Annotated in this window: 29 protein-coding genes and 1 riboswitch; of the genes, 19 read left to right on the top strand and 10 right to left on the bottom strand. The window is 29.7% G+C overall.

The window, feature by feature from the left end; genetic code table 11:
- The first annotated feature begins 138 nt into the window (after positions 1-138).
- From K0039_RS06090 to K0039_RS06080, 3 genes are all read left to right on the top strand, one after another.
- Positions 139-1,395: an MBOAT family O-acyltransferase gene (locus K0039_RS06090; protein WP_265589412.1), complete on the top strand. Its 1,257-nt coding sequence runs from the start codon at positions 139-141 to the stop codon at positions 1,393-1,395.
- 18 nt (positions 1,396-1,413) lie between these two features.
- Positions 1,414-2,571, top strand: coding sequence for a DHHW family protein (locus tag K0039_RS06085; RefSeq protein ID WP_228104129.1), 1,158 nt, complete (start codon positions 1,414-1,416; stop codon positions 2,569-2,571).
- A gap of 231 nt (positions 2,572-2,802) precedes the next feature.
- Positions 2,803-3,015 carry a hypothetical protein gene (locus tag K0039_RS06080; protein WP_018591673.1) on the top strand — a complete coding sequence of 71 codons (213 nt, stop codon included), beginning with the start codon at positions 2,803-2,805 and terminating at the stop codon, positions 3,013-3,015.
- Positions 3,016-3,070: 55 nt separating this feature from the next.
- Here the strand turns inward: K0039_RS06080 and K0039_RS06075 are convergent, their stop codons facing one another.
- Positions 3,071-3,460, bottom strand: a complete 390-nt coding sequence (locus K0039_RS06075; protein ID WP_228104128.1) for a rhodanese-like domain-containing protein — start codon at positions 3,458-3,460, stop codon at positions 3,071-3,073.
- A 234-nt stretch (positions 3,461-3,694) separates the two neighbouring features.
- Here K0039_RS06075 and K0039_RS06070 point away from each other — a divergent pair, with 234 nt between their 5' ends.
- The 6 genes from K0039_RS06070 (at position 3,695) to K0039_RS06045 (ending at position 8,608) form a co-directional block, all read left to right on the top strand.
- Entirely contained in the window at positions 3,695-3,922 is a 228-nt protein-coding gene (locus tag K0039_RS06070; protein ID WP_228104127.1) for a hypothetical protein, read from the top strand.
- Between the two features lie 229 nt (positions 3,923-4,151).
- Positions 4,152-4,328 carry a hypothetical protein gene (locus K0039_RS06065; protein ID WP_228104126.1) on the top strand — a complete coding sequence of 59 codons (177 nt, stop codon included), beginning with the start codon at positions 4,152-4,154 and terminating at the stop codon, positions 4,326-4,328.
- 52 nt (positions 4,329-4,380) lie between these two features.
- Entirely contained in the window at positions 4,381-4,575 is a 195-nt protein-coding gene (locus tag K0039_RS06060) for a hypothetical protein (protein WP_228104125.1), read from the top strand.
- Positions 4,576-4,817: 242 nt separating this feature from the next.
- Positions 4,818-6,017, top strand: coding sequence for a methionine gamma-lyase (gene megL, locus K0039_RS06055; protein WP_228104124.1), 1,200 nt, complete (start codon positions 4,818-4,820; stop codon positions 6,015-6,017).
- Between the two features lie 227 nt (positions 6,018-6,244).
- Entirely contained in the window at positions 6,245-7,489 is a 1,245-nt protein-coding gene (locus K0039_RS06050) for an NAD(P)-dependent oxidoreductase (protein ID WP_228104123.1), read from the top strand.
- A gap of 360 nt (positions 7,490-7,849) precedes the next feature.
- Complete coding sequence (locus K0039_RS06045) at positions 7,850-8,608, top strand: SH3 domain-containing protein (RefSeq protein WP_228104122.1); 759 nt, start codon at positions 7,850-7,852, stop codon at positions 8,606-8,608.
- A gap of 53 nt (positions 8,609-8,661) precedes the next feature.
- Here K0039_RS06045 and K0039_RS06040 read toward each other — a convergent pair whose 3' ends face one another.
- The 4 genes from K0039_RS06040 to K0039_RS06025 are packed head-to-tail and all read right to left on the bottom strand — an operon-like array spanning position 8,662 to position 9,891.
- Positions 8,662-8,952, bottom strand: coding sequence for a hypothetical protein (locus K0039_RS06040; RefSeq protein ID WP_228104121.1), 291 nt, complete (start codon positions 8,950-8,952; stop codon positions 8,662-8,664).
- A 13-nt stretch (positions 8,953-8,965) separates the two neighbouring features.
- A complete protein-coding gene (locus tag K0039_RS06035; RefSeq protein WP_228104120.1) occupies positions 8,966-9,271 on the bottom strand; it encodes a hypothetical protein in 306 nt (101 codons plus the stop codon).
- A 55-nt stretch (positions 9,272-9,326) separates the two neighbouring features.
- Positions 9,327-9,533 carry a hypothetical protein gene (locus K0039_RS06030; protein WP_228104119.1) on the bottom strand — a complete coding sequence of 69 codons (207 nt, stop codon included), beginning with the start codon at positions 9,531-9,533 and terminating at the stop codon, positions 9,327-9,329.
- A 43-nt stretch (positions 9,534-9,576) separates the two neighbouring features.
- The gene (locus K0039_RS06025) at positions 9,577-9,891 is read right to left on the bottom strand and encodes a hypothetical protein (RefSeq protein ID WP_228104118.1); all 315 of its coding nucleotides are present in this window, start codon (positions 9,889-9,891) and stop codon (positions 9,577-9,579) included.
- A gap of 266 nt (positions 9,892-10,157) precedes the next feature.
- Here K0039_RS06025 and K0039_RS06020 point away from each other — a divergent pair, with 266 nt between their 5' ends.
- The 4 genes from K0039_RS06020 to K0039_RS06005 all read left to right on the top strand — a co-directional run bounded on the left by K0039_RS06020 (position 10,158) and on the right by K0039_RS06005 (position 14,810).
- Positions 10,158-10,826, top strand: coding sequence for a response regulator transcription factor (locus K0039_RS06020; protein WP_228104117.1), 669 nt, complete (start codon positions 10,158-10,160; stop codon positions 10,824-10,826).
- Positions 10,823-11,851: a sensor histidine kinase gene (locus K0039_RS06015; RefSeq protein ID WP_228104116.1), complete on the top strand. Its 1,029-nt coding sequence runs from the start codon at positions 10,823-10,825 to the stop codon at positions 11,849-11,851. Before K0039_RS06020 ends, K0039_RS06015 begins: the two co-directional genes overlap by 4 nt.
- 111 nt (positions 11,852-11,962) lie before the next feature.
- Complete coding sequence (locus K0039_RS06010; protein ID WP_228104115.1) at positions 11,963-12,730, top strand: ABC transporter ATP-binding protein; 768 nt, start codon at positions 11,963-11,965, stop codon at positions 12,728-12,730.
- A complete protein-coding gene (locus K0039_RS06005; RefSeq protein ID WP_228104114.1) occupies positions 12,720-14,810 on the top strand; it encodes an ABC transporter permease in 2,091 nt (696 codons plus the stop codon). The genes K0039_RS06010 and K0039_RS06005 overlap by 11 nt, the downstream gene beginning before the upstream one ends.
- A gap of 109 nt (positions 14,811-14,919) precedes the next feature.
- Here the strand turns inward: K0039_RS06005 and K0039_RS06000 are convergent, their stop codons facing one another.
- The 5 genes from K0039_RS06000 to K0039_RS05980 are packed head-to-tail and all read right to left on the bottom strand — an operon-like array spanning position 14,920 to position 18,414.
- Complete coding sequence (locus tag K0039_RS06000; RefSeq protein ID WP_228104113.1) at positions 14,920-15,660, bottom strand: TatD family hydrolase; 741 nt, start codon at positions 15,658-15,660, stop codon at positions 14,920-14,922.
- The gene (locus K0039_RS05995; RefSeq protein WP_228104112.1) at positions 15,661-16,383 is read right to left on the bottom strand and encodes an ABC transporter ATP-binding protein; all 723 of its coding nucleotides are present in this window, start codon (positions 16,381-16,383) and stop codon (positions 15,661-15,663) included.
- Positions 16,364-17,374: an ABC transporter substrate-binding protein gene (locus K0039_RS05990; RefSeq protein ID WP_228104111.1), complete on the bottom strand. Its 1,011-nt coding sequence runs from the start codon at positions 17,372-17,374 to the stop codon at positions 16,364-16,366. Before K0039_RS05990 ends, K0039_RS05995 begins: the two co-directional genes overlap by 20 nt.
- Position 17,375: 1 nt before the next feature.
- The gene (locus K0039_RS05985) at positions 17,376-18,152 is read right to left on the bottom strand and encodes an ABC transporter permease (RefSeq protein WP_228104110.1); all 777 of its coding nucleotides are present in this window, start codon (positions 18,150-18,152) and stop codon (positions 17,376-17,378) included.
- Positions 18,124-18,414: an MTH1187 family thiamine-binding protein gene (locus K0039_RS05980; protein ID WP_228104109.1), complete on the bottom strand. Its 291-nt coding sequence runs from the start codon at positions 18,412-18,414 to the stop codon at positions 18,124-18,126. The genes K0039_RS05985 and K0039_RS05980 overlap by 29 nt, the downstream gene beginning before the upstream one ends.
- Before the next feature lie 97 nt (positions 18,415-18,511).
- A riboswitch (TPP riboswitch) is annotated at positions 18,512-18,608 on the bottom strand.
- A 135-nt stretch (positions 18,609-18,743) separates the two neighbouring features.
- On the opposite strand from K0039_RS05980, the gene ggt reads away from it, so the two are divergent.
- The 6 genes from ggt (at position 18,744) to K0039_RS05950 (ending at position 25,080) form a co-directional block, all read left to right on the top strand.
- Complete coding sequence (ggt, locus tag K0039_RS05975; protein WP_228104108.1) at positions 18,744-20,357, top strand: gamma-glutamyltransferase; 1,614 nt, start codon at positions 18,744-18,746, stop codon at positions 20,355-20,357.
- Between the two features lie 46 nt (positions 20,358-20,403).
- Complete coding sequence (locus tag K0039_RS05970; RefSeq protein WP_228104107.1) at positions 20,404-20,919, top strand: nitroreductase; 516 nt, start codon at positions 20,404-20,406, stop codon at positions 20,917-20,919.
- 131 nt (positions 20,920-21,050) lie between these two features.
- On the top strand, positions 21,051-21,362 hold the full coding sequence (locus K0039_RS05965) for a DUF898 family protein (RefSeq protein ID WP_228104106.1): 312 nt from the start codon (positions 21,051-21,053) through the stop codon (positions 21,360-21,362).
- Positions 21,363-21,574: 212 nt separating this feature from the next.
- Entirely contained in the window at positions 21,575-22,153 is a 579-nt protein-coding gene (locus tag K0039_RS05960; RefSeq protein ID WP_228104105.1) for a beta-class carbonic anhydrase, read from the top strand.
- Positions 22,154-22,268: 115 nt separating this feature from the next.
- A complete protein-coding gene (locus tag K0039_RS05955) occupies positions 22,269-23,648 on the top strand; it encodes a glycosyltransferase family 2 protein (RefSeq protein ID WP_228104104.1) in 1,380 nt (459 codons plus the stop codon).
- Between the two features lie 796 nt (positions 23,649-24,444).
- On the top strand, positions 24,445-25,080 hold the full coding sequence (locus tag K0039_RS05950; protein WP_228104103.1) for a J domain-containing protein: 636 nt from the start codon (positions 24,445-24,447) through the stop codon (positions 25,078-25,080).
- The last annotated feature ends 33 nt before the right edge of the window (positions 25,081-25,113 follow it).

Below are 25,113 nucleotides of genomic sequence, written 5' to 3'. Positions count from 1 at the left end.
AGTATAGTTTTTTTATTTACGTTTTTACCAATTTCACTTTTAATTTATTATATTTCACCAAGGAAATTAAAAAATGCAGTATTATTACTAACAAGTTTAGTATTTTATGCATGGGGAGAACCTGTATACATATTCCTTATGATAGGAACAATTATATTTGACTACATTATGGCACTGAAAATAAATAAGTATAAAAGAAATAGAAAGAAAGCAAAGCAATTTTTTATATTTACACTTATAGTGAATGTAGGGATTTTAGTATTCTTTAAATATGTAGGATTTATAATAGGAAATATTAATAGTATTTTTTCAATTAATATTCCTTTTAATGAATTGGCTTTACCAGTGGGAATATCATTCTACACATTCCAAGTATTATCTTATATTGTAGATGTGTACTTAGGAAAAGTTAATGTGCAAAGAAGTCTTATTTCTTTTGGCGCTTATGTTACTATGTTCCCACAACTAGTGGCAGGACCTATAGTTCAGTATGAAACTATAGAAGAACAATTAAATGATAGAGAAGAATCTCTCGAAAAGTTTGGACAAGGTGTGGAACGTTTTATCCAAGGTTTAGGAAAGAAAGTACTACTTGCCAATAACATAGGAATCATATGGACAACAATAAGTGCCATGGATCTTGGCAGTATGTCAGTATTAACAGCTTGGATAGGAATAATAGCCTATACTTTCCAAATATACTTTGACTTTAGTGGTTATTCAGATATGGCTATAGGTTTAGGCAATATGTTCGGGTTTGACTTTATAGAAAACTTTAACTTCCCATATATTTCAACAAGTGTAACAGAATTTTGGAGAAGATGGCATATATCTTTAGGTTCTTGGTTTAGAGAGTATATTTATATACCTTTAGGAGGAAATAGAGTTAGCCTTGGAAAACAAATAAGAAATATATTTGCCGTATGGTTTTTAACAGGACTTTGGCATGGAGCAAGTTGGAACTTTATAGTATGGGGATTATATTACGGTGTAATTCTTTTATTAGAAAAAATGGTATTTGCAAATATATTAAAAGGAGTACCAGCATTTATAAAACATATTTATACCATGTTATTAGTTATGGTAGGATGGGTATTCTTTGCAAGTCCAAACTTATCTTATGCTATGGAATATTTAAAAGCAATGTTTGGATCTGGAAATCATGTGCTTATGGATAGTGCAGGAATTTACTATTTATACACAAACGCAATAATGTTTGTGATTTTAGCAATATGCTCTACGCCTATTATAAAAAATATTTTAGACAGAACAGTTGTAAAATCAAAGTCAGGATATATGAATACGTCTTTAATAGCATATATGGTAATTTTATTTTTAGCTACGGCTTATTTAGTAAATGAAACTTATAATCCGTTCCTATACTTTAGATTCTAGGAAAGGACGTAATTAAATATGAACAAAAAAAATAAACAAAGACAATATTATAAAACTTCAGCATTATTATTTATACTTTTTTTAGTATTATTTGTTGGAGCTAATATAATAACAAAGGATAAGACTTTTTCAGAAACAGAAAATAGAATGTTGGCAGGAAAGCCAAAGTTTTCAGTTGATAAATTATTAGAAGGAAGATTTACTTCTAAGTTTGAAGATTATGTGGTGGATCAATTTATAGGAAGAGATTTCTTTACAAATGTTAAGATAAACATTGATAAATTATTAGGTAAAAAAGAATCTAATGGAGTTTTCTTAGGAGAAGACGGATATTTAATAGAAAATTTTAATAAACCTAATGAGGAAGCAGTGAAAGAAAATCTGCAAGCTATAAATAATTTCTCTACTAGATATAAAAACGTGAAACAATACATGTTAATATCTCCAACGGCAGTAAATATTTTAAAAGACAAGCTTCCTATGGATGCACCAGTTATGGACCAAGAAGCTTATTTACAATCCTACAAAGATAAACTACCACCAAGTATGTCATTTGTAGACAACTATAAAGCTATGTATGATCATAGAAATGAATATATTTACTATAAAACAGATCATCACTGGACATCTTTAGGGGCATTTTATTCATATAAAGAATTAGCAAAATCTATGCAACTTGAAGAAACGCTAGATGATTACTACACACAACAAATGGTTTCTAACGACTTCTTTGGAGCATTATCATCAAAAAGTGGATATGATGTGAAAGAAGGGGATAAGGTAAATATTTATTTACCTGCAAAAGAAGATTCACAGCATGTGATAGTAAATTATGCAGAAGAACAAGAAAGAACAGCCACACTTTACAGTAGTGAAGCATTGGATAAAAAAGATGATTATGAAGTTTTCCTTAAAGGAAATCATCCTTTAGTAAAAATAAAAACAGATACTAACAATAATAAGACTTTACTAATATTTAAAGATTCTTATGCTAATAGCTTTATACCATTTTTAGTTAAAGACTTTAGTAAGATAATCGTAGTTGACCCAAGATACTACTACGAAGATATAGATAACTTGATGCAACAAGAAAATGTAAATGAAGTATTGTATTTATACAATGCTAATACATTTTTTAATGATACATCACTATCACCAGTATTAAATAACGAATAATATAAATCCCTTGAGATTAATTTATCTCAGGGGATTTTTCAGTATTGGGAAAATGACATGTTGGTATTTAAATTATAAAAATCAAATAGATAGAAATTTTTTTAAAATAGAAATACATTAATTTTGTAAAATTAATATTTTGGCGAAAAATTGTAACAAAATAGCCAATAAAATCATATTTTAAAGTAAATAAGCAATAAGCTTATTAAATATCAAAAAGGAGAAGATATTATGTCAGAAAATACTAACCTTTCTAGATTCTTTGGCGGTTTTGATTGTGGGTGTTTTGGAGGATGGTTACTACCAATAATAGTTATATTTTTAATATTTATGGTGGGAGACGATTTACTAGAGTTCATATTCTGTGAAGACTCAGCAATAATATGGATAATATTAATCGTAATGTTATTATTCTTCCTACAAGAGGATGACTGCTGTTGCTAATAAAGTAAAAAGCTATGAAGAAGAGATTTATATCTCCAATTCATAGCTTTGATTTTTACATAATAATTTCACTTGATTCAATAGACGCTACACCACCATCTAGAACTTTTGCATTTATACCAAGATATTTTGCATATACCCATAGTGTAGGACTTCTAAGTCTTCCTTTCGAACAGGCAATAACAATTTTTGATTTTTTGTTATTAGATATTCTCAACAAATCTGATTTTATTTTTTTTAGATTTTTTAGTAGTCCATATATTATAACTATTTCTGCAATAATTAAATATTTGTGAATAAAATCATATTGGATTCTATTAATAATAGGGATGTTATATTGCAATTTTTTATCAGAATTATATTGATCTTCAGTTCTTGTATCTATTGTAATTTCATCAGTAATTTCCTTGTATTTAATTAAATATTCTTTTAAAAATATTCTCATGAATTTATCTAATGTGAGTATTTTAATCCCTCCAAGTAAAAGTTTGTTTTAAGTATTTTATCATATATAAAGACTGTTTCATATGAAAATTTAAAGAGAATTTTAACTTTTTAAGATTATAGGGAACACTTTTATTTTTCAATCATATTATAGAATAGAAGAGTTTTGCCAACTATCAACTGAAGTACTTACATAAGCTAGGTAATCTCTTTTATGTTAAAGGGAGGTAATTACATGAATAGTAGTTTGACTAGAATGTTTGATGGTTTGGGAGGAACAGGCTGGTGGATCATAATCCTATTCTTTTTATTTTTAGCTTTTCAAGAATGCTGGGCTGAGATTTGCATTACAGACTGGATCCCATTTTTAATTTTACTACTAATTGTTTGCTCTTGCAGTATTGGTGATGATTGTGGCTGTATTGAAAATAATATGGACTATGACTGTAACTGTAGCTGTTAATTAAAGGGCAGAGGTAATACCTAGTTTAAGGTGGACTACTGCAGAGATATAAAAAGATCTTTTCCAGTAGTTCATCATAAACTAAAAGTGTTAATAAAAAGATAAAAATTTTTACTAAGTCAAAGATAAAAAATATTATCACAAATAATTAAATTTGCATATTATATGTTAAGAGCGATAGCTCGATAAATATAATAAAAATATATATATCAACAGGAGGTATACAACAATGTTAGACAGATTATTTGGAGGCGAAGGATTCTTTGGAGCAGGAGCTTGGTGGATAATAGTATTATTCTTCTTATTCTTAGCATTTGGTGAAAGCTGGGTAGACATAGATATAATGGCTTGGATCCCATTCTTAATTATACTATTAATACTTTGTAGCTGTGGTGACTGCTTCTAGACTAATCAAGAATTGATATACGACTAATCATAATAAGTAGGGGGACAAAATAATGTTAGACAGACTATTTGGTGGCTGTGGTTGCGAAGAAGGAATGTTTGGAGGATGGTGGATAATAGTACTATTCTTCTTATTCTTAGCATTTGGTGAAAGTTGGGTAGACATAGATATATGTGCTTGGATACCATTTTTAATATTACTACTAATAGCAGTAAGTTGTGGCGGATTTTTAGACGATGAATGCTAATTTAATTCACAATTAAACTTAAGAGATAAATAAACAAGGATTAGCGTTAACTTATATTTTATAAGTTAACGCTAATTTTTTTGTGATTGTATAAAAAGAGCATTAATATATGTGAATAAAATAGCAAAATTATTAAGATTCAGTTGTATGAAAATGTATAAAGAAATATAATTAAGATAAGTACATAATAATTAATCTTATCATAATAAATTTTTATTGATTAAATTAGGGGGTACTTCGTTATGAACAATGATTCATTAAAAAAAATGGGCTTTGCAACTAAGGCAATTCACGCAGGAACTACAGAAAACACACCAGGAACATTGGCAACTCCAATCTATCAAACATCAACATTCTATTTTGACTCTGCCGAGCAAGGTGGGAGAAGATTCGCAGGAGAAGAAGGTGGATATATTTATTCACGACTTGGAAATCCAACAACAAAAGTATTAGAAGATAAAATAGCCATGTTAGAAGGCGGAGAAGCAGCAGCTGCCATGTCTTCAGGAATGGGAGCAATATCTTCAGCTCTATGGACGCTTTTAAAAGCAGGGGATCATGTGGTGGCATCAAACACTTTATATGGATGTACTTTTGCACTACTTAATCATGGGTTAACAAGATATGGTGTGGAAGTTGATTTTGTTGATGTTACAGATCCAGAAGATGTTAGAAAAGCAATGAAAGAAAATACAAAGGTAGTTTATTTAGAAACTCCAGCAAATCCAACTATGTTAATTACAGATATAGAGGCAGTAAGTAAGATTGCTCATGAAGTAGAAGGATGTCAAGTTATGGTAGACAACACTTTCTGCTCACCTTATTTACAAAGACCACTTGAACTTGGAGCAGACATAGTGGTTCACTCTGCAACAAAATATATAAATGGGCATGGTGATGTTATAGCAGGAATAGTTGTTGGTAGAGAAGACTATATAACTCAAGTTAAAATGTTTGGTATAAAAGATATGACGGGAAGTGTATTAAGTCCTAATGATGCATTTTTAATGATAAGAGGAATGAAAACACTTCAACTAAGAATGGATAGACATTGTTCCAATGCTATGGAAGTTGCAAAATTCTTAGAATCACACCCTGTAGTAGAGAAAGTTTACTATCCAGGACTTGAAAGTTTTGAAGGTCATGAGTTAGCTAAAAAGCAAATGAGTCAGTTTGGAGGAATAATGGCATTTGAAGTAAAAGGTGGAGTAGAAGCTGGTAAGAAATTAATGAACAGTCTTCATCTTTGCATATTGGCAGTAAGTTTGGGAGATGCAGAAACTCTAGTGGAACATGCAGCCTCTATGACACATTCGCCATATTCTAAGGAAGAAAGAGAAGCAGCAGGAATAAGTGACGGCTTAGTTAGAATTTCTGTTGGATTGGAAGATGTAAAGGACATTATAGATGATTTAAAACAAGGTCTAGATCAACTGTTATAAGTTTTATAGATTTCGGATAATATATTAAAGAAAAAAGCTACCCAGAGATAATTTTGGGTAGCTTTTACTATTGTACATGAGCGTTTTAGTTAAAATAATATGGGTATTTTAATATATATGTGAAAAAGAGGGTATTTATTATTTTTATTTTTTGCAAAATAAGAATAATACAAGTAAAATAATTAGGTAGAAGTTTTACATACACAAAATTCATCAGGAGGATGGTTATGAGAAAAATAGACATAAATGAACTGCAAGAGGAAGTAAGCAGATGTTTGGGTTGTAAAAAGCCAAGATGTAAGGCAAATTGTCCTGTAGAAACGCCAATTCCAGAAATAATAGAACTTTACAAAGCTGGGAATATAGAAGAAGCAGGACGAATATTATTTGAGAATAATCCTTTATCAGCAGTGTGTGGAGTTATATGCCCTCATGAAGATCAATGTTTAGGAAATTGTATTAAAGGAATAAAGGATAAACCAGTGAAGTTTCATGAGCTAGAGACTCATATATCTAGTGAATATTTAAAAAATGCAAAATTTACACAAAACAAAAAACTAGAAGATAGAATAGCAATTGTAGGTTCAGGACCTGCAGGAATTACTTTAGCATTTAATTTAGCTAAAAGAGGATACAAAATTACTATATTTGAGAAGAACGAAGCCATAGGTGGAGTACTTAGATATGGAATACCTGATTTTAGATTATCAAGAGAAGTATTAGACAATATAGAAAAAAGACTTTTAGATTTAAATGTGAAAATTAGATACAATGCCTTAGTTGGGCCAGTTTTAACTTTAGACAAATTATTAGAAGATGGATATAAGGCAATATTTATAGGTACTGGAGTATGGAATCCAAAACCGCTTAGAATAAAAGGTGAAAGCCTAGGTGATGTTCACTATGCTATTAACTACTTAAAATCACCAAGGTCATTTAGATTAGGTGACAAAGTTATAATTATAGGAGCTGGAAATGTGGCAATGGATGCAGCAAGAACTGCAAGGTACTATGGTGCAAAAGAAGTTACTGTTGTTTATAGAAAAGATTTTGAACATATGACAGCTACAAATGCAGAAATAGAGGATGCAAAAGAAGAAGGAGTTAAATTTGAATTGTTTAAATCTCCTGTGGAAATAGTAGACGAAGGAGTTGTATTTATTGATACAAAGTTTGTTGAAGAAGATGGAAAAACTAAAATGGTCAATGTGGAAGATTCAGAAAAGCTAATGGAAGCTGATTCTGTAATAATTGCTGTTAGTCAAAGTCCAAAAAACAATATTGTTTCAAATACAGAAAATCTAGAAACAAATAGACATGGTTTACTTGTTATAGATGATATTGGACATACAACAAAAGAAGGTGTTTTTGCATCTGGTGACGTTGTTACAGGAGCAAGAACAGTAGTAGAAGCTGTGGCTCATGGTAAAAAAGTGGCTGATTCTATTGATGAATACTGTAAGCAAAAATAATTAAATATATAGATAAAATAGCTAGATTGAAATATGAAATATTTCGGTCTAGCTATTTATAATTTTGATACAAAAAATGCAAATTATATATTAATCAAAAGGTTACAAAATGGTAAAAATAAAATTTTTTTTGAAAAAAATCGTCGTCAAGTGAATGCATTGAAAATACTAGTGTATAGCGGTGGTAAATAAGAACATTTATTGAACTATGTTACTTATTTGTAAATTTTTTACTGTAACCCCCTTTAAAAAGTTACAGAAATGTAATATAATACATATATAAAGTTACAGAGAAAACAGAGACAGAAATAATTTTTAATGTGAAATAGAGTCCTGAAAATTAATATAGGGGGAAGATGTATGTTTAAAAAAACTTTAAAAGCGACAGCACTTTTATCGTCGTTAGCGATAATGGTAGGTATGGCTAAGCCTATAAATGTTGATGCAGCTACTACTTATGTAATGGCAACGGGAAGTGTAAATGTTAGAACAGGAGCATCAACTAAATATAAATCAATAGATAAACTTAAAAAAGGAAAAGTAGCAAAAGTATTATCTTCAAAAAATGGATGGTACAGAGTACAACTATCTGGTAACGAAACTGGATGGTCTAGCAAGAAATACTTAACAACTACAAATGCTACAGTAAAATCTAATGTAAACGTGAGAACTGGAGCATCAAAAAAATATAGAGTTGTAGATAAACTTAGCAAGGGAGAAAAGGTAAAAGTATTATCTTCTTCAGGTGATTGGCACAAAGTACAATTTGATGGTGATGAGACTGGATGGTCTCACGAGGACTATATAAACAAAACGAGTTCATCAAATTCGTCAGGATCATCAATGAATGTTGCAAAAAAACTTACTGTTAAAGCTTATGCATATACAGGAGGAGGATACACAGCAACAGGAACAAAAGCAAAGTATGGAACATTAGCTGTAGATCCAAAGGTAATTCCTTATGGAACTAAAGTTTATATAAAAGAATTAGATAAAGTTTTCACCGCTGAAGATTGTGGTGGTGGAATAAAAGGAAATAAAGTAGATATATATATGAACTCACAGTCTGCTTGCAGAAACTGGGGAGTTAGAACAATAACATTACAAATATTAAAATAGATAAAAAGAGTAAGGTATGTAGCCTTACTCTTTTTATGTGGATTTCATGAAAATTATGCTTCCTCATTATAGACTATATTTATTACATAGTCACAATTTGTATTTTTCAAGGTGAATATAAATTGACCATCTCTGTCAGTAAAGGTGTAAGACAATGGAATTCGTTCCTTAGTAGCTGTATCAATGTAGAATAAAACAGCAGTAGCACCATTTACAGGTCTATAATTACTAAATAAAACAGTACCTATAACTACGGAACCCATCTGTTTTTTTAACACAGATACTTTGCTAACTAATTCGCCTTGATTAATTTTTACGTTCATAGTATCTTTATAAGTTCCCATATACAATTCTCCATTAAATCAGACTATTTGGGGCATAGACAATGACTCTATAATTTTTATCTTTTTTTAAAACTAGAGAAAATCCAAAATGCCCTTCTTCATTTGTATATACAATACTTTTATCTATGATTTGGTCTTCATGGCTATTGTACTCCTGTAAAACAACTGCACATCCATCAATAATTTTACCTTCTTTATTTGAAACAGTACCAATTATAATAGATTTAATTTCTTTTTCTAAAATAAATTTTTTATTTATTAAGATGTTATCCTTAATTTCCTCTTTTTTTATAGTATAAGTTATTACTTTATAGCTCATAGCAACTCCTATTATTATGGATCAGGCTATAAAAAGCCTAACCCATAATTTTTAATTATTTTAATTCATTATCTGAGGAGTCTGTGGTGAAGGAAGCTGGATTATTTTCTGACTCATAATCAATTTGAATATTAAAAGAAATTTCACCTTGACCATTTACATCATTTAAAGAAAATGAATTCTTACTTTTTTCACCATTTATACTTAATTCTTTTATACCAACTTTAGTATATTCTTTTCCATCAATAATTTTTGTCTCCATAGACTTAAGCTACCTCCATATTATTAATCTAAACTAGAAGTTATTAAGATAATGTGTTTGGAGTATAAACATCTAGCTGATAAGTTGTTCCAGAGTTAGTGCTGAATTCGTAAGGAATACCGAATTTGCCTTTTACATCAGTATAAGCGATTGCAACATTTTTAGAACTAGCTGGAGAAGCAATTATCTCTACTAGTACTACAGCAGCACCCTCAATAGCAACACTACCTTCCTTAACAACACCACTAGCTAAAGAATAAGTTTCATTAGTTAATGTTGGATTGGATGTTATAATCACACCTGCACTTCCTTCAGCAGGAGCTGTAACTGATAATTCAGACATTTTATAAATAGCCATATAAAATCACCCTTTTTTAATTAAATTAGTAGATTTATTAATCCACTGATTTATATTATTAGTTAATATTACAAAAAGTTACATAAAGATACAAAAATAGGAAATTAAAATAAGTAAGTATTGGGGTATGGTGTATCGTTTGGTTGAATGTATGAGACTTTATAAGATAGGAGATGAGACTTTATTTTTATTATAAGAAGAAGTAATATATTAATATAATAATTTGAATAAAAGAATTATAAAAATTTAAAGTGGGGATATTAGAAATGTTTAATATAATGATAATAGACGACAATGAACAATTACAAAATGAACTGGGGAACATGTTATTTAACAATGGTTACTTAGTAACAAAGATAAAAGAATTTAATCATATATCTTCCCAAGTGGAAAAGAACAATCAAGATTTAATATTATTGGATATAAACTTGCCAAATGAAGATGGATTTAAAATTTGTACAGAAATAAGAAGCTTTTCAAAGGTGCCAATAATATTTATTACAAGTAGAGATACAAATGTAGATGAACTTATGGGAATTACTTTAGGGGGAGATGACTTTATAACAAAGCCATATAACACTCAAATACTTTTAGCTAGGATATCTTCATTATTAAAAAGAGCTTATCCTAATGATAAATCCATGGATATTATGGAATATAAGGGCTTAAAACTTAACATATTATCAAGCACTTTAGAGCATGATGGAAAGACTGTTGAGCTCACTAAAAATGAATTGAAGATTTTACACTACTTACTTAACAACAAAGGAAAGATAGTATCAAGAGTGGATATTATGGAATATTTATGGGATAGTTCTTTATTTGTAAATGATAATACTTTGACTGTTAATATAACAAGAATAAGAAATAAGATAGAAGAAATAGGTCTAAGTGATTTTATAAAAACTAAAAGAGGCCAGGGATACATAATATGAGTTTAAAAGAATACTTAAAAAGTAAAATTAGTGTAATATTCATAAATGTTATTTCATTAATAACACTTGTAGTTTTCTTGTTCAGTATTGGAAATACTTTTGAAAGTATAAAGGTTATTGTGATTTCGTGGATTATAATACTTACATTGTTTTTTACATTTGAATATAAAAAGAGAAATACATATTTTAATGAAGTTTTCAAATCAACAGATAATCTAGATAAGAAATATTTAATTAGTGAGATTATAGATTTGCCTCCATATGTGGATGCTGTTCCATATTATTATTTATTAAAAAAATCTAGCAAGTCTATGAGAGAAGAAATTAATAAAATACAAAAACAACGTAAAGATTATAAAGAATACATAGAACAGTGGATACACGAAGTTAAAACGCCCATATCATTCATTAAATTAATAGAAGAAAACAACAAAACAGCTACTTCCAGAGCAGTACTACAACAGTTAGAAAATATAGATGCTTATGTTGAGCAAGCTTTATTTTATGCAAGAAGTGAAGATGTGGAAAAAGATTATCTTATTAAAGAAATATCCTTAGAAGAATGTGTAAATAGGGTTATTATAAAAAACAAGCAACTATTGATATTAAATAGTATAGATATTGAAATTAAAGATATAAACAAAAATATTTATTGTGACAGCAAGTGGTTAGAGTTTATAATAAATCAAATCCTAGTTAACTCTGCAAAATACAGAAAAAATGAATCACCAATTATAAAAATATACGCTATGGATATTAAAAATGGAATCCAACTAATTATAGAAGATAACGGTATAGGAATACCAGAAAATGAAATAAATCGTGTATTTGAAAAAGGATTTACAGGTAATAAAGGACGAGTAAACAGTAAATCAACAGGAATTGGATTATATTTGTGTAAGAAACTATGTGATAAGCTGGGACTATTAATATCCATAAGCTCTGAAGAAAATAAATATACAGAAGTTATTATTACTTTTCCAAAGGGAAGCTTTTGTAAATTTGAAAAAAAGGATCTTACTTAAGTTCCTTTTTTTATGTAATAAAGCTTAAGTGACAACATCGTAACGTTAAAGTAACATTACATCGAATCAGCTAATAACAAAATAAGGTAAGATAAAGGGGAGGTGATATTGATGAGTGAAATATTAAAAATAGAAAACATAGAAAAATATTATGGTAACAAAGGAAATATAGTTAAGGCAATAGATGATATAAGTTTTAACGTAGAAAGAGGAGAATTTATAGGGGTTATGGGGCCATCAGGTTCAGGAAAGACAACATTGCTAAATACCATTGCCACTATAGATGAAGTTAGCTCTGGTCATATTTATTTAGATAAGCAAGATTTAACAGAAATAACTCCCAAGAATATAGCAAAGTTTAGAAGAGAAAATTTGGGATTTATTTTTCAAGATTTTAATTTATTAGATACTTTAACTATACATGAAAATATTGCACTGGCCCTTACAATTAATAGAACTAAAAAAACAGAGATAGATGAAAAAGTTCTAAATGTGGCAAAAGAGTTGGGGATTGAAGATTTACTTTCTAAATATCCTTATGAAGTGTCTGGAGGGCAAAAACAAAGAACTGCTTGTGCAAGAGCATTAATAACAAATCCAAAGATTATTTTAGCCGACGAACCAACAGGGGCACTAGATTCTAGATCAGCACAAATGCTTATAGAGATGATTTCAAATATGAATAAAGATTTAGGAGCTACAATATTAATGGTAACTCATGATTCATTTACAGCAAGTTATTGTGATAGGATTTTATTTATTAAAGATGGAAAGATTTTTACTGAACTAGTAAAAGGTAAAAATACTCGTAAGCAATTTTTCAATCAAATATTAGATGTGGTTGCATTGTTAGGTGGTGACGTTAGGGATGTACGTTAAATTAGCACTGGGAAATGCAAAGAAATCAATTAAAGACTACTTAATATATTTTATAACTATAACAATTTGTGTAAGTTTATTTTATGCTTTTATGTCTTTATCAAGCTCAAGTTATGAACTTATAACAGAAAAATCCTATAAGTTTGAGGTTTTAAAAACAATATTAAAATATTCAACTTATGTAATAACAGGAGTATTAATAATTCTAGTTGGTTATGTAAATAAATATATGATGAAAAGAAGACAAAGAGAATTTGCTACATATATATTACTTGGCAGTGAACAAAAAAGTGTGGCTTTAATGTTTTTTATTGAGACATTAATAGTTGGTGTAATGGCTATAATATGCGGAATATGTATAGGGACTTTGTTTTCACAAGTAGTAACTGCAATAGTTTTGATTACAGCAAAACAAGAGGTAGTATTTAACTTTAGGCTGTATATGGATACTGTTGCTATAACTTTTATATTTTTCATATCCATGTTTTGTATAATTGGAGTTTATAATATTAGAGTTTTAAAAAAATTAAAGCTTATTAATATGATGAATGTGGAGAAGAAAACAGAGTTTCAATTTAAAAGAAGTGGTAAGTTTTATGCAGTAGTTTTTGGATTGTCAGTAATTTTATATAGTGTTGGAGGATACTGTACTTATAAACTTATTAACAATAATGGCTACTCAGCTGTGGATTATAAAAACGGATTGATTTTTCAAGTAATATCTTTAGTAAGTTTTATAATAGCTACATATTTACTGTTTTATTCTATAGCATATATAATCATTTATATAAAAGAGAGATGTATTAATTTTAAATACGAAAATACAAATCTTTTTCTAATAGGATCAATAGTATCAAAAATAAAAACAGCGCCAATACTAATGGCTACCATCTGCATAACATTTCTAGGTGCAGCTATTAGTTTTATGCTAACTCTTGTAATGAGTCAATGGAGCTTAGGTTATTTGGATTATAGAGTACCTTTTGATATAGATGTGAGAAATGAATATAGTTATAGATTTGATAAAAATACAAGTTTAGAGGATATTAAGGACATACCTAAAATAAATTATAATGAAGTTATAAAATACTTAGATGATAATAATTATGATGTTGAAGAATATTGTCAGGTGGAAAAATATTTTTTGAATAAAGAAGACTTTTATATAAGAGATGAAAATAATATACCTATAGTTGCAGTGAAATTAAGTGATTTTAACAAGCTAAGAAGTATGTTGGGTTATAAGGAAATTGAGCTAAAGGATAATGAATTTACTACTCAGTGGCAAAAAATAATAAATGAAGATGATATAAAAAAATCCATAAAGAAAAATTCAACCATAAATGTAGGTGGAAAAAATTTAAATATTAGTGACACTGGCTATTATACTGAATCTTTTGGAGAGGGAATTTATAATATTCACTCAGATCATATTATAGTACTACCAGACAAGTTATGTGAAAATTTAACTCTTGCAAGTACTAATTTATTAGTTAATACAAAGAATGAAGTAGATTTTGAGAAAATTATAGAATTTAAAGATAACTATATTTATAACTTGTTTAAAAGTAATAATGAGAATTTAACTAAAAAATATAATAATAAAAATGAAGATATAACTGAATATTTAATTGAAGCTAGAGTGAAATCCTTTGAAACTAATAATATATTAAATGCAACTTTAGCTATGAGGATTTTAGGAATATATTTAGGTACAGTTTTACTTATGATTAGTTTAACGGTTCTTGCCCTTCAGCAACTTTCTGATTCCATAGAACATAGAAGTAGGTTCAATGTACTTAAAAAATTGGGAGTGGAGGATGAAGATATTAATAAAATAATTTTAAAACAAATATCCATATATTTTGTAATTCCCATATTTATAGCTTTAATTGGATTTGTAATATTTATATTTAATTATTATATTTTAAATTCTGACGTAATTAATTCTTATATAGGGGATAAGGCATTTGTAATTAATATTATAATAGCCATGATTTTGATGATATTCATATATATGTGCTATTTTGCAGGTACTTATTACACCTTTAAAAGAAATATAAAATCTAGAGAATATTAAAATATATACTCCTATAGAGAATAAATAATAGAAATATTTTCAATAAAAAAGTATGTAAGTTGATAATTTTATTCAACTTACATACTTTATTTTTTACATAAGCATTAATTTACTTAAGAATAATATTGTAATTATGTTCAATATTATATTTTAATTCATCCATAGAAATATCTTTTGTATTACATATTCCATCATATACATTTATAATTTCACTAGGCATACCATAAACTCCAGTAACCCACTCCAAAGCAGTAGGACCATCTGTTTCTGCTAGAATGCGATCAACAGGGACTAGCCTGGCAATTTCTTGGCTTTTTTGTGAAGTATTTATATCTATGCTTAAAGTGAAATAAGATTTAGCATCTATAAATTTATTTAAGGTAGATAAATCTCCACTATACCAGTGAATTATGGACTTTTCCAACATATTTTCTTCATGTAAAATATCATAAATTAATTCTTCTGCGCCTTTAGTATGGATGTTTAAGAATTTATCATAAGTTTTAGCCTTTTTTACAAAATGTTTAAAAACTTCAATTTGAGGTTCATAAGTTAACTTATCTTCCACCCAGTGAAAATCTAGACCAACTTCACCTATGATTTTGCTACTTTTTATGTAGTTATCATAGAGATCCAGGTTAGTAACTACATTAGTAACTTTCCAAGGATGTATACCAAAAGTAGGTACAATATTGGAACACACCTTAGAAAAGCCAAGATTTTTCTTGTAACTTTCTTCATCCATAGCACAGGAGATCACTTTTATATTGTTTTTATTTATATCATCATAAACCTTTTGCAATTCAACGTCTTTGTAGAAGTCTATATGACTATGAAAATCTATATACATTTATAAATAACTTAAAATTTCTTTCTTAAGTTTAGCCATGTTTTCCAGATTATTTTTATTGTAGATACGTTTGTCTACAAAAACTTCCTTAGTAACTACAGCAGGTTTATTTGATAAAATATAAATTCTATCTGACAAAATTATTGCCTCATCAATATCGTGAGTAATAAGCAATATGGTAGACTTAATTTCCTTCTTTATGTCTAGTAGCCAATTTTGCATTGAAGATCTTGTTATGGAATCTAATGCTCCAAAAGGCTCATCTAAAAGCATAATATCGCTAGAGTTAACAAAAGTTCTCATAAAGTTGGCTCTTTGTCTCATACCACCAGAAAGTTCATGAGGATATTTATTCTCGTAGCCTTCTAAACCAAAAGTGGAGAAGTAAGGCTTAACTGTTTCTTTACTTTTTTTCTTTTTTTCACCTTTTAATATTAAAGGAAGAGAAACATTGTCCATTATGTTTTTGTAAGGAAGTAGAAGGTCTTTTTGGTACATATAGCTGAAACGACCATTAATATCTACTTCACCAGAGTCTGAGGTTGTTAAGTTGGAAAGTATGTTGAAAATAGTACTTTTACCACAACCACTAGGTCCTATGATGGAAACAATCTCTTCATCATAAACGTGTAAATCAATATCTTTTAAAATAATATTATCTTTGTATTTTTTTGATAAATTACTAATAATAATCTTTTTATTATTAGTTTGGTAAGAATTCATTTGTATATGCATCACTTGCTTTCATATCCTTGTTTATTAATTTATATTCTTTCATGAAATCAGTGTAATTATTCCAAACACTATCTTTCATTTCTCCCCACTTAGAAGCATCATCTATATATTTATCAGCTAAATACTTTTGACTTTCAATAGCTAAGTCTTCGTTTATTTCAGGAGCATGTTTTAATAATATTTTTGCACTTTCTTCAGGGTTTTTAACACAATCTTGGTATCCTTTGCTTGTTGCAACTAAAAACTTCTTAGCAAGGTCTGGATTTTCATTTATTATTTTGTCACTAGTTATTAGAAGAGGAGTGTAGTAGTCTAATCTTTTGTCTAAATCCTTAGTGGCTACAAAGTTTATATCTTCGCCACGAAGTTTTGCCTCTACACCTGTCCAACCTTCGAAAATATTAGCTATATCTATGTCACCTTTAGTAGCTGTGAAGAAGTCGTCTTTACCTATATCTACTATTTTGATTTTGCTAAAATCAGCACCGTTGTTAGTCATAATTGCATTTAATGTAGCTTTTTCTGATTCTGATCCCCATCCACCGTAAGTTTTATTTTCAAAATCTTTTACAGTTTTAATTTTTTTACTTGCTGGAGATGCAAATCCAGAAGTATTATGTTGTATAATCGCAGCTATAGATTTTATTGGAAGTGGATCTTCACTAGTTTTTGCATAAGTAACATCTTCTTGATAACTTACACCAAAATCAGCTTTTCCTGTGGCAACTAGAGTAGTAGAACTACCATCAGCTGGTTGAACTATTTCCACGTCTAAACCTTGTTCTTTGTAATATCCTTTATCTAAAGCAACGTATAATCCTGTATGGTTAGTGTTTGGAGTCCAGTCAAGAACTACAGTAACCTTTTGTAAATCTGAGTTTCCTTCTTTTTTTTCAGTACTTTTCTTTGAGCAACCAGTCACTAAACCTACAGTAAGTAGTGCAGCTGTCATTAATGATATGCTTTTTTTAAACTTCATTTTACTCTCCTTTGTACTTATGTTTTAATGTTATTTTCTTTAAAATATTTATACCCATTACAAATATTAAACTAAAGATTATTACTAAAATTGTTGATGCAAATACTTTGTCTAAAGCATATGCACTTTTTGCTCTTACCATATAAACACCAAGCCCCACACTTCCACCTAGCCACTCAGCAACTGTTGCAGCGACAAAGGCATAAGTAGCAGAGATTTTTAAGCCTGTAAATAAGCTTTCCAAAGACATGGGAAGTTTTAAATGAATAAATGTATTTAGTTTGTTGGCATCCATAGTTTTGAATAGATTTATATAGTCTTTATCTATATTTTCCATACCATCCACAAAATTTATTAATATGGGGAAGAAACAAGTAGTCATTACCATGATTATTTTTGGTAATGAATCAAATCCAAACCATATTATAAGTAGTGGAGCTATAGTTATTGTTGGTATCATTTGAGATACTAGCATTATAGGATAGAAACATTTCTTTATAAATGGAACAAAGTCCATAATAGTACCTATTGCTAATGCCAATAATATGGAATAAATAAATCCTAAAACAGATTCATTTAAAGTAACTAAAGCATGCATTTGCAAGTTTGCAAAATCTGTGCTAAAAATTTTTATTATTTCACTTGGTGCAGGCATAATGTATTGAGGTATATCATTGCTTACCACAATAAATTGCCATATTAAAATAATACTTATAAATGTTATAAGTGGGTAAATATAGTTTTTAATCTTATCTGTGATTTCTAAGTTTGTTCTCAATTGTTAAGCCTCCAGCTTTCTCGTCAACCCTAGCAACTGTGATGACTCTTTCGCATCCTAGCTGAAAAGGTATTTTGTGCATTACTTTTATTAAATCAAAAACTTCATCAAATTCCCCTTCAAATGTTGTACTCATGGCACCAATTTCATATTTAAGACCACTTTCCTTTACTTTTTCGATGCAAGCATCTACTACTTTGTACATCCCATCCTCATCTGTATAAGGTCTAAGAGGCATTACTGCCACGTCTGCTATAACCATTATTATTCCTCCTTTTTATAATTACATAATAAAAAAATGCTACACCCGTAGGCATAGCATATACAATCAAATTTAATCCCTGATACTCTTTATAGAAATAAAGTGTATATAGCTTTCCTACGCTGGTATTATCCAGATCAGGTACAAGGGTCGGCAAAACCTCTCAGCCAATAAAGGCACCCCTAGCAAATATTTACTTTTAAGTTCATTATAGTTTATTTAAAAAGATTGTCAACAGTCAATTTGAGGATAAAACAATATAATTAATTGTTATATAATATACAATATATATATGTAGTAAATTAATATTATAACTGGGGGGGAAAAATATGAATTTAACTTCAATAAATAATAGATATAATTCCATAAGAAATGTAGTTTATGGAAAAAATGGAGCAGTGGCAACATCAACACCAATTGCGGCTCAGGCAGGATTGGAAATTTTAAAAAAAGGTGGCAATGCAGTAGATGCAGCCATAGCTACGGCAGCTTGTCTCACAGTTGTTGAGCCTACAGGATGTGGAATTGGTGGGGACGCTTATGCACTAGTATGGATTGAGAAGGAAAAAAAGCTTTATGGATTGAATTCCAGCGGATTTGCACCGGAGAAAATGAAGTTGGAAGAATATGAGGGGATGGGCTCTATGCCTAAGTATGGATTTGGTGCTGTGACAGTTCCTGGAATACCTGCTGCATGGGCAGAGCTTAATAAAAAATATGGAAAGTTAAGTTTGTTAGAATGTTTGGAAAGTGCTATAGATTATGCTAGAAATGGATATGCTGTGGGACAAACTGTATCAAATTTATGGCAGAAAGTTTATGATGAATACGAAGAAAACTTACAGGGGGAAGAATATAAATATTGGTTTGAAACTTTTGGGAAAATAGGAAGAGCACCTAAGGCTGGAGAAATTTTTAGGTGCGAAGGAATGGCAGCAACTCTTGAGGAAATAGGAAGAAGCAACAGCGAAAGTTTTTATAGAGGAAGTTTAGCAGATAAAATAGATGAGTTTTCTAGAAAGTACAATGGATTTATTAGAAAAAGTGACTTGGAAAAATTTTATCCTCTGTGGGTAGAACCAATTAGTACAGAGTACAAAGGATATAAGGTTTTTGAAATACCACCAAATGGTCATGGAATAACAGTGCTTATGGCTCTAAATATATTGAAAGGACTTAATTTAGATAGTGATAAAGAACATGTAGATAATTATCATAAAACTATAGAAAGTTTAAAACTTGCTTTTGCTGACAGTAAAACTTATGTAACAGATATAAAAGAAATGGAAGTGAAAGTTGAAGAACTATTAAATGAAGATTATGCAGAGAAAAGAAGAAGTTTAATAGGAGATAAGGCAGTTGAACCTATATGTGGAGATCCTTATTCACCAGGAACTGTATATTTGTGCAGTGGTGATAAAGATGGAAATATGGTGTCATATATACAAAGTAATTACACAGAATTTGGGTCAGGGCTAGTAGTTCCAAACACAGGAATAGCTCTTCACAATAGGGGAAACAACTTTAGCTTAAATAAAAACCATATTAACGTTGTAAAACCATTTAAGAAGCCATATCACACAATTATCCCAGGATTTTTATGCAAGAATAATGAAGCAGTAGGGGCCTTTGGAGTAATGGGTGCATTTATGCAACCTCAGGGACAGTTGCAGGTAATTACTAATTTAATTGATTTTAATATGAATCCTCAAGAAGCTTTAGATGCACCTCGTTGGCAATGGATAAAAAATAAAGAGATTGAAGTTGAAAGAGATATGAATGAAGAAATTGTGCAAGGTCTTATAGAAAAAGGTCACCATATTAAAGTCATGGAAGACTTCACAAATATGGGCAAAGGACAAATTATATTAAAGAATACTGAAACTGAGTCCTATGTTTGCGCCACAGAAAAAAGATGCGATGGCCATGTGGCTATTTGGTAATTATTTCGTGCTACTATATAAATAGAGTTACTTGGAGGTGTTAATTATGAATGAAACATTGAAGGTATTGAAAGAAAGAAGAAGCATAAGAAAATATAAAAAAGATCAAATTACTGATGAACAGTTAAACCTAATATTAGAAGCAGGAACTTATGCACCAACAGGAATGGGACAACAATCACCACTTATGGTAGTAGTACAAGATGAAGAGATAATTAAAGAATTATCAAAAATGAACGCTGAAGTTATGGGAACAGATACAAATACAGACCCTTTCTATGGAGCGCCAACTGTTGTAGTTGTATTTGCTGATAGAGGATGCATACCTACATATGTGGAAGATGGATCACTTGTAATGGGAAATATTATGAATGCAGCTCATGCAGTGGGTGTAGACTCTTGCTGGATTCACAGAGCTAAGGAAGTTTTTGAAAGTGAAAGAGGTCAGGAGTTACTTAAAAAGTGGGGCATTGAAGGTGACTATGTGGGAATAGGTCATTGTATACTAGGATATAGAGACTGTGAGTATCCTGAAGCTAAGGAAAGAAAATTATATAGTTAGAGTATAGTTTGTAAAGAGTTGCCCTTTTACCTGGGTAACTCTTTTTTGCTAAAAAATAGTCATTTACTTAATTCATTCTTGTGATAAAATATATTAATTATAACTTAAAAATTAATGATAGGAGAGACAATATGAGATCAAGATTTGAAGGCGGACTTCTAGGACTTATAGGACTTATAGGAGTTAATATATTAGCATGGGCTATAACAATCCTTACACTTGGAATAGCTACACCTTGGGCTATGTGTATAAAATACAGATGGGAAGCTAAACACACGGTGATTGAAGGAAGAAGACTTAAATTTATAGGTAGTGGAGGAAGTTTATTTTTACATTATATAAAATGGTTAATACTGACTATTATTACCTTAGGAATATATGGATTCTGGCTTTATATAAAGATGTTGCAATGGAAAGTAGAAAATACTGTTTTTGCAGATTAATATGTATGATATAGGGGTATTACAAGTTTGTAATTCCCTTTTTAATTATAAGGAGATTATATTATTTATTTAATTGTAGAAATACAGAATAAAATAGGCTATAATATTACGAAAATTGTATAATTATGAATGTAAATCTTGCAATTTGAAAAAGAGCCCAGAGTTCACAATAAAAAGCATAGGCAAGATATATTCCATAGGAGGATAATATTATGATAGCGAGTCGTGGAAAGTTAGATGAAATATTGAAATACAATGAAAAATTTGTGGAAAACAAAGAATATAAACAATATGAAACTTCGAGTAGGCCTGATAAAAAGGTCGTAATACTATCATGTATGGACACTAGATTGACAGATTTGCTACCAAAGTCTATGAATCTTAGAAATGGAGATGCAAAAATAGTAAAAAATGCTGGGGCAGCTATAATGCATCCATTTGGAAGTATTATGAGAAGTATAGTAGTAGCCATATATGAGTTTGATGTAGAAGAAGTATTGGTAGTGGGGCATCATGGATGCGGTATGTGTAATTTAGATACAGATGATTTATTAAATAAAGTATTAAATAGAGGTATACCTAGTAAAACCATAGACACCCTTTCAAATGCAGGCATAGATGTAAAGGGATGGTTGCATGGATTTGAATCAGTGGAACAGTCTATACAAGATAGTGTAAGTCTTATTAAAAATCATCCTCTAGTACCAGATGACATTATTATACATGGATTAGTGATTTCTCCTGAAACAGGTAAAATAGATATGGTAGTAGATGGATACGACAATAAATAATCAATAGAAAGGCTCAGAAGAGTCTTTTTTATTGGTAAAAGCTACATTTGAATATTAAAAATTAGATGCTATTATTATATAGTTAATTTAGATATAAGGGGGAATTTGATAGAATATGGAAAATGATATTAAGCTCTCGAAAAGAGTTATAGAACATGAAGAAAAAGACGAAAATTCAACTAAATCAAGATTATATATACCTATTAAATATAAATTTAGTATAAGTTTAGTTATAAGTACATTATGGGTGATTTTCTCCTATTATGTATCTAGACGATGGATTTCGGACTTATCTGAGGTAACCTACTCAGTTTCTTTAGCAGTATTTATTATAGCAGGGATAGCTTATATTCCAGGATTTATGAATGCATTTTTAGTATCAAGCTTACTTTTAGATAAACAGCCTAAGTTTAAGGTGACTCATCCTGAAGATGAAGTAACTATTTTGGTAGCTGCATACAATGAAGAAGCTGGAATTTTTAACACATTGAAATATATAAAAGAGCAAGAGTACAAGGGTAAAATTCATACCATAGTAATAAACAATAATTCCAATGATAACACATGTGCTGAAGTGGAAAGAGCAAAGAAAGAGATGGGCATGGATATTTTACTGTTGCATGAAAATACTCCAGGAAAGTTTAATGCATTAAATCATGGATTAAATTATGTAAAAACTAAGTATGTAATTACACTTGATGCAGATACTCTTATTCATAATAAGGCAGTAAATTATTTGATTTCTAGATCTAACTCAGCACCAGATGACGTTTGTGCTGTTGCAGGTTCCATGTTAGTAAGAAATAGTAGAGAAAATTTATTAGCTAAAATACAAGAATGGGATTATTTTTTAAGTATTGCATCTATTAAGAGAATGCAAGGATTGTACCAAGGGACACTAGTCGCCCAAGGTGCATTTTCATTATACAAAACATCTGTAGTGCAAAATGTGGGTGGTTGGTCTGATGCAATTGGAGAAGATATTGTGTTAACTTGGAAAATGTTAAAGCAAGGTTATAGAGTTTACTTTGAACCCCATGCAGTGGCGTTTACAGATGTGCCTACAAAACTATCTCACTTTGCCAAGCAACGTTCTCGTTGGGCAAGGGGGATGATAGAAGGGTTGAGAGAAGTAAAACCATGGCAACAACCTTCCATATATTATAAATTTTTGACAGGCATAGATTTGTTTATACCATATATGGATCTTAGTTATACATTCTTCTGGATACCAGGAGTAATATTAGCAGTATTCTTCCAAAAATATTATATAGTAGGGCCTATGATGTTGTTAGTATTTCCTTTAACACTGATAAGTTTTTATATTTTATATTATTATCAAACACACGTTGTATTTAAAAACTTAAATCTTAAAGTAAGAAAAAATACTATAGGGTTTTTTATATTTATACTTTGCTACCAAATAGTAATGTCACCTGTATCATTATATGGTTATGCTCAGGAACTAATAGGGGCAAAAAGAGTGTGGAAGTAGAATAAAGCTTAGAATATTTTTAAGGTCGTCACATTTTTGTGATGGCCTTTTTTGAGTTAAAAAATGATAAAAATTAATGTCGAAAATTAATGCAGAAAAATATATTAATAAATCATAAAAATTTAAAATGCTATATTAATAATAGAAATTTTTTATTTGTGTTTAAAAAATATGAATGAGATAATGACTGGAAATAATTAAATTTATTATTTTGAAACGGGATGAAATATGGAGATAAAACACCGTGTAATATTCTTGAAACACCATGTAACGCTATGTAATAAATATGAAACAAAAATGTAACTATAGAGTTAGATATAGATATAGAGTAAGAGTAAGATTTAGAATTAGATACAGAGACAGATTTTAGCTAAAAAAGATTTTCTGGGTGAGTGTGTGATTAATTTTAAAAAATTATGAAAAATTACTAGACTTTTTGAAAAAGTTGATTATAATTAACTTAAAAATAAAATTTGAATTTTGGATAATTATCCCAAAATGCTGCTAATACGTGGAAAATGCCAAATAGTTATTTTTCCAACTTGAGGAGCACCGAATATGTTGTCCCAACGAAAATTAAAATAAACCCAAAGGATGTGATGAATTGTATTGTGTTGTTCAAGAACGTGAGAGAAAAACTTCCAGCAAAGGGAAGAGCGAGGGATTAGTAGTGAATGCTTGTAAAATCAATAACCAGGAATTTTACTCCTACACTCATTCCGAGGAAAAATTTCAACGATCAGTGAAAACAGCATACAAAGTCACATTGCACAGCAGCTACAGGGAAAACAACAAGGTGAAAAAGAGACAATATAGCGTTTGCACCATTGGGTATTACGATTTCGTAGATTATGGGTACTACGATTTTGTGGTGGATAAAATAAATAATTTATACCAAGAACTAAACATGACAGGTGAGGAAATTTATAGCTTGGTATGTTGCAAATTAAACCCTCTGCAAGAAAAAATAAACCAGGAATACAAAAATACTGAGGAGTATAAGTCTTCTATGGAGGTGGAGGAAATTTTGCAAAGGTATAGAAAAGCTAAGACAGAGTTTGAAAATAAATATGGAGTAGGTAATTTTGATTATTGCTACGATGTATTTCTAAATTTGAGGAATGCAGAAAACCTAAAGAAAATAAAGCAGATCTATGAAGAGCAAGATTACTTTACAGGTAGTTACCAAAGAAAAAATCATAGTAACTACAAATACAATTCTAAGAAAAGTAGCTACCAAGAAAAACAGGGTAGTAACTACAAAGACAGTTCAAGGAAAAATTCCGATTATGATGAAGACGACAAAAAGATATTGAAAAAGATGTATAAGGCTTTGGCTAGAAATTTTCATCCTGATAAAAACGATAATAGTCATGAAAGTGTTAGAGCAATGCAGATAATCAATGATTTGAAGGAGTTATGGCAATTATAGCTAAAGGCTGGGGTGTTATTTTGGCAAAGTGTT

The organism is Terrisporobacter mayombei, assembly GCF_020748465.1.
GTDB lineage: Bacteria > Bacillota > Clostridia > Peptostreptococcales > Peptostreptococcaceae > Terrisporobacter > Terrisporobacter mayombei.
The sequence above is the reverse complement of the archived record's forward strand: the minus strand, read 5'-3'. Positions and strand labels throughout refer to the sequence as shown.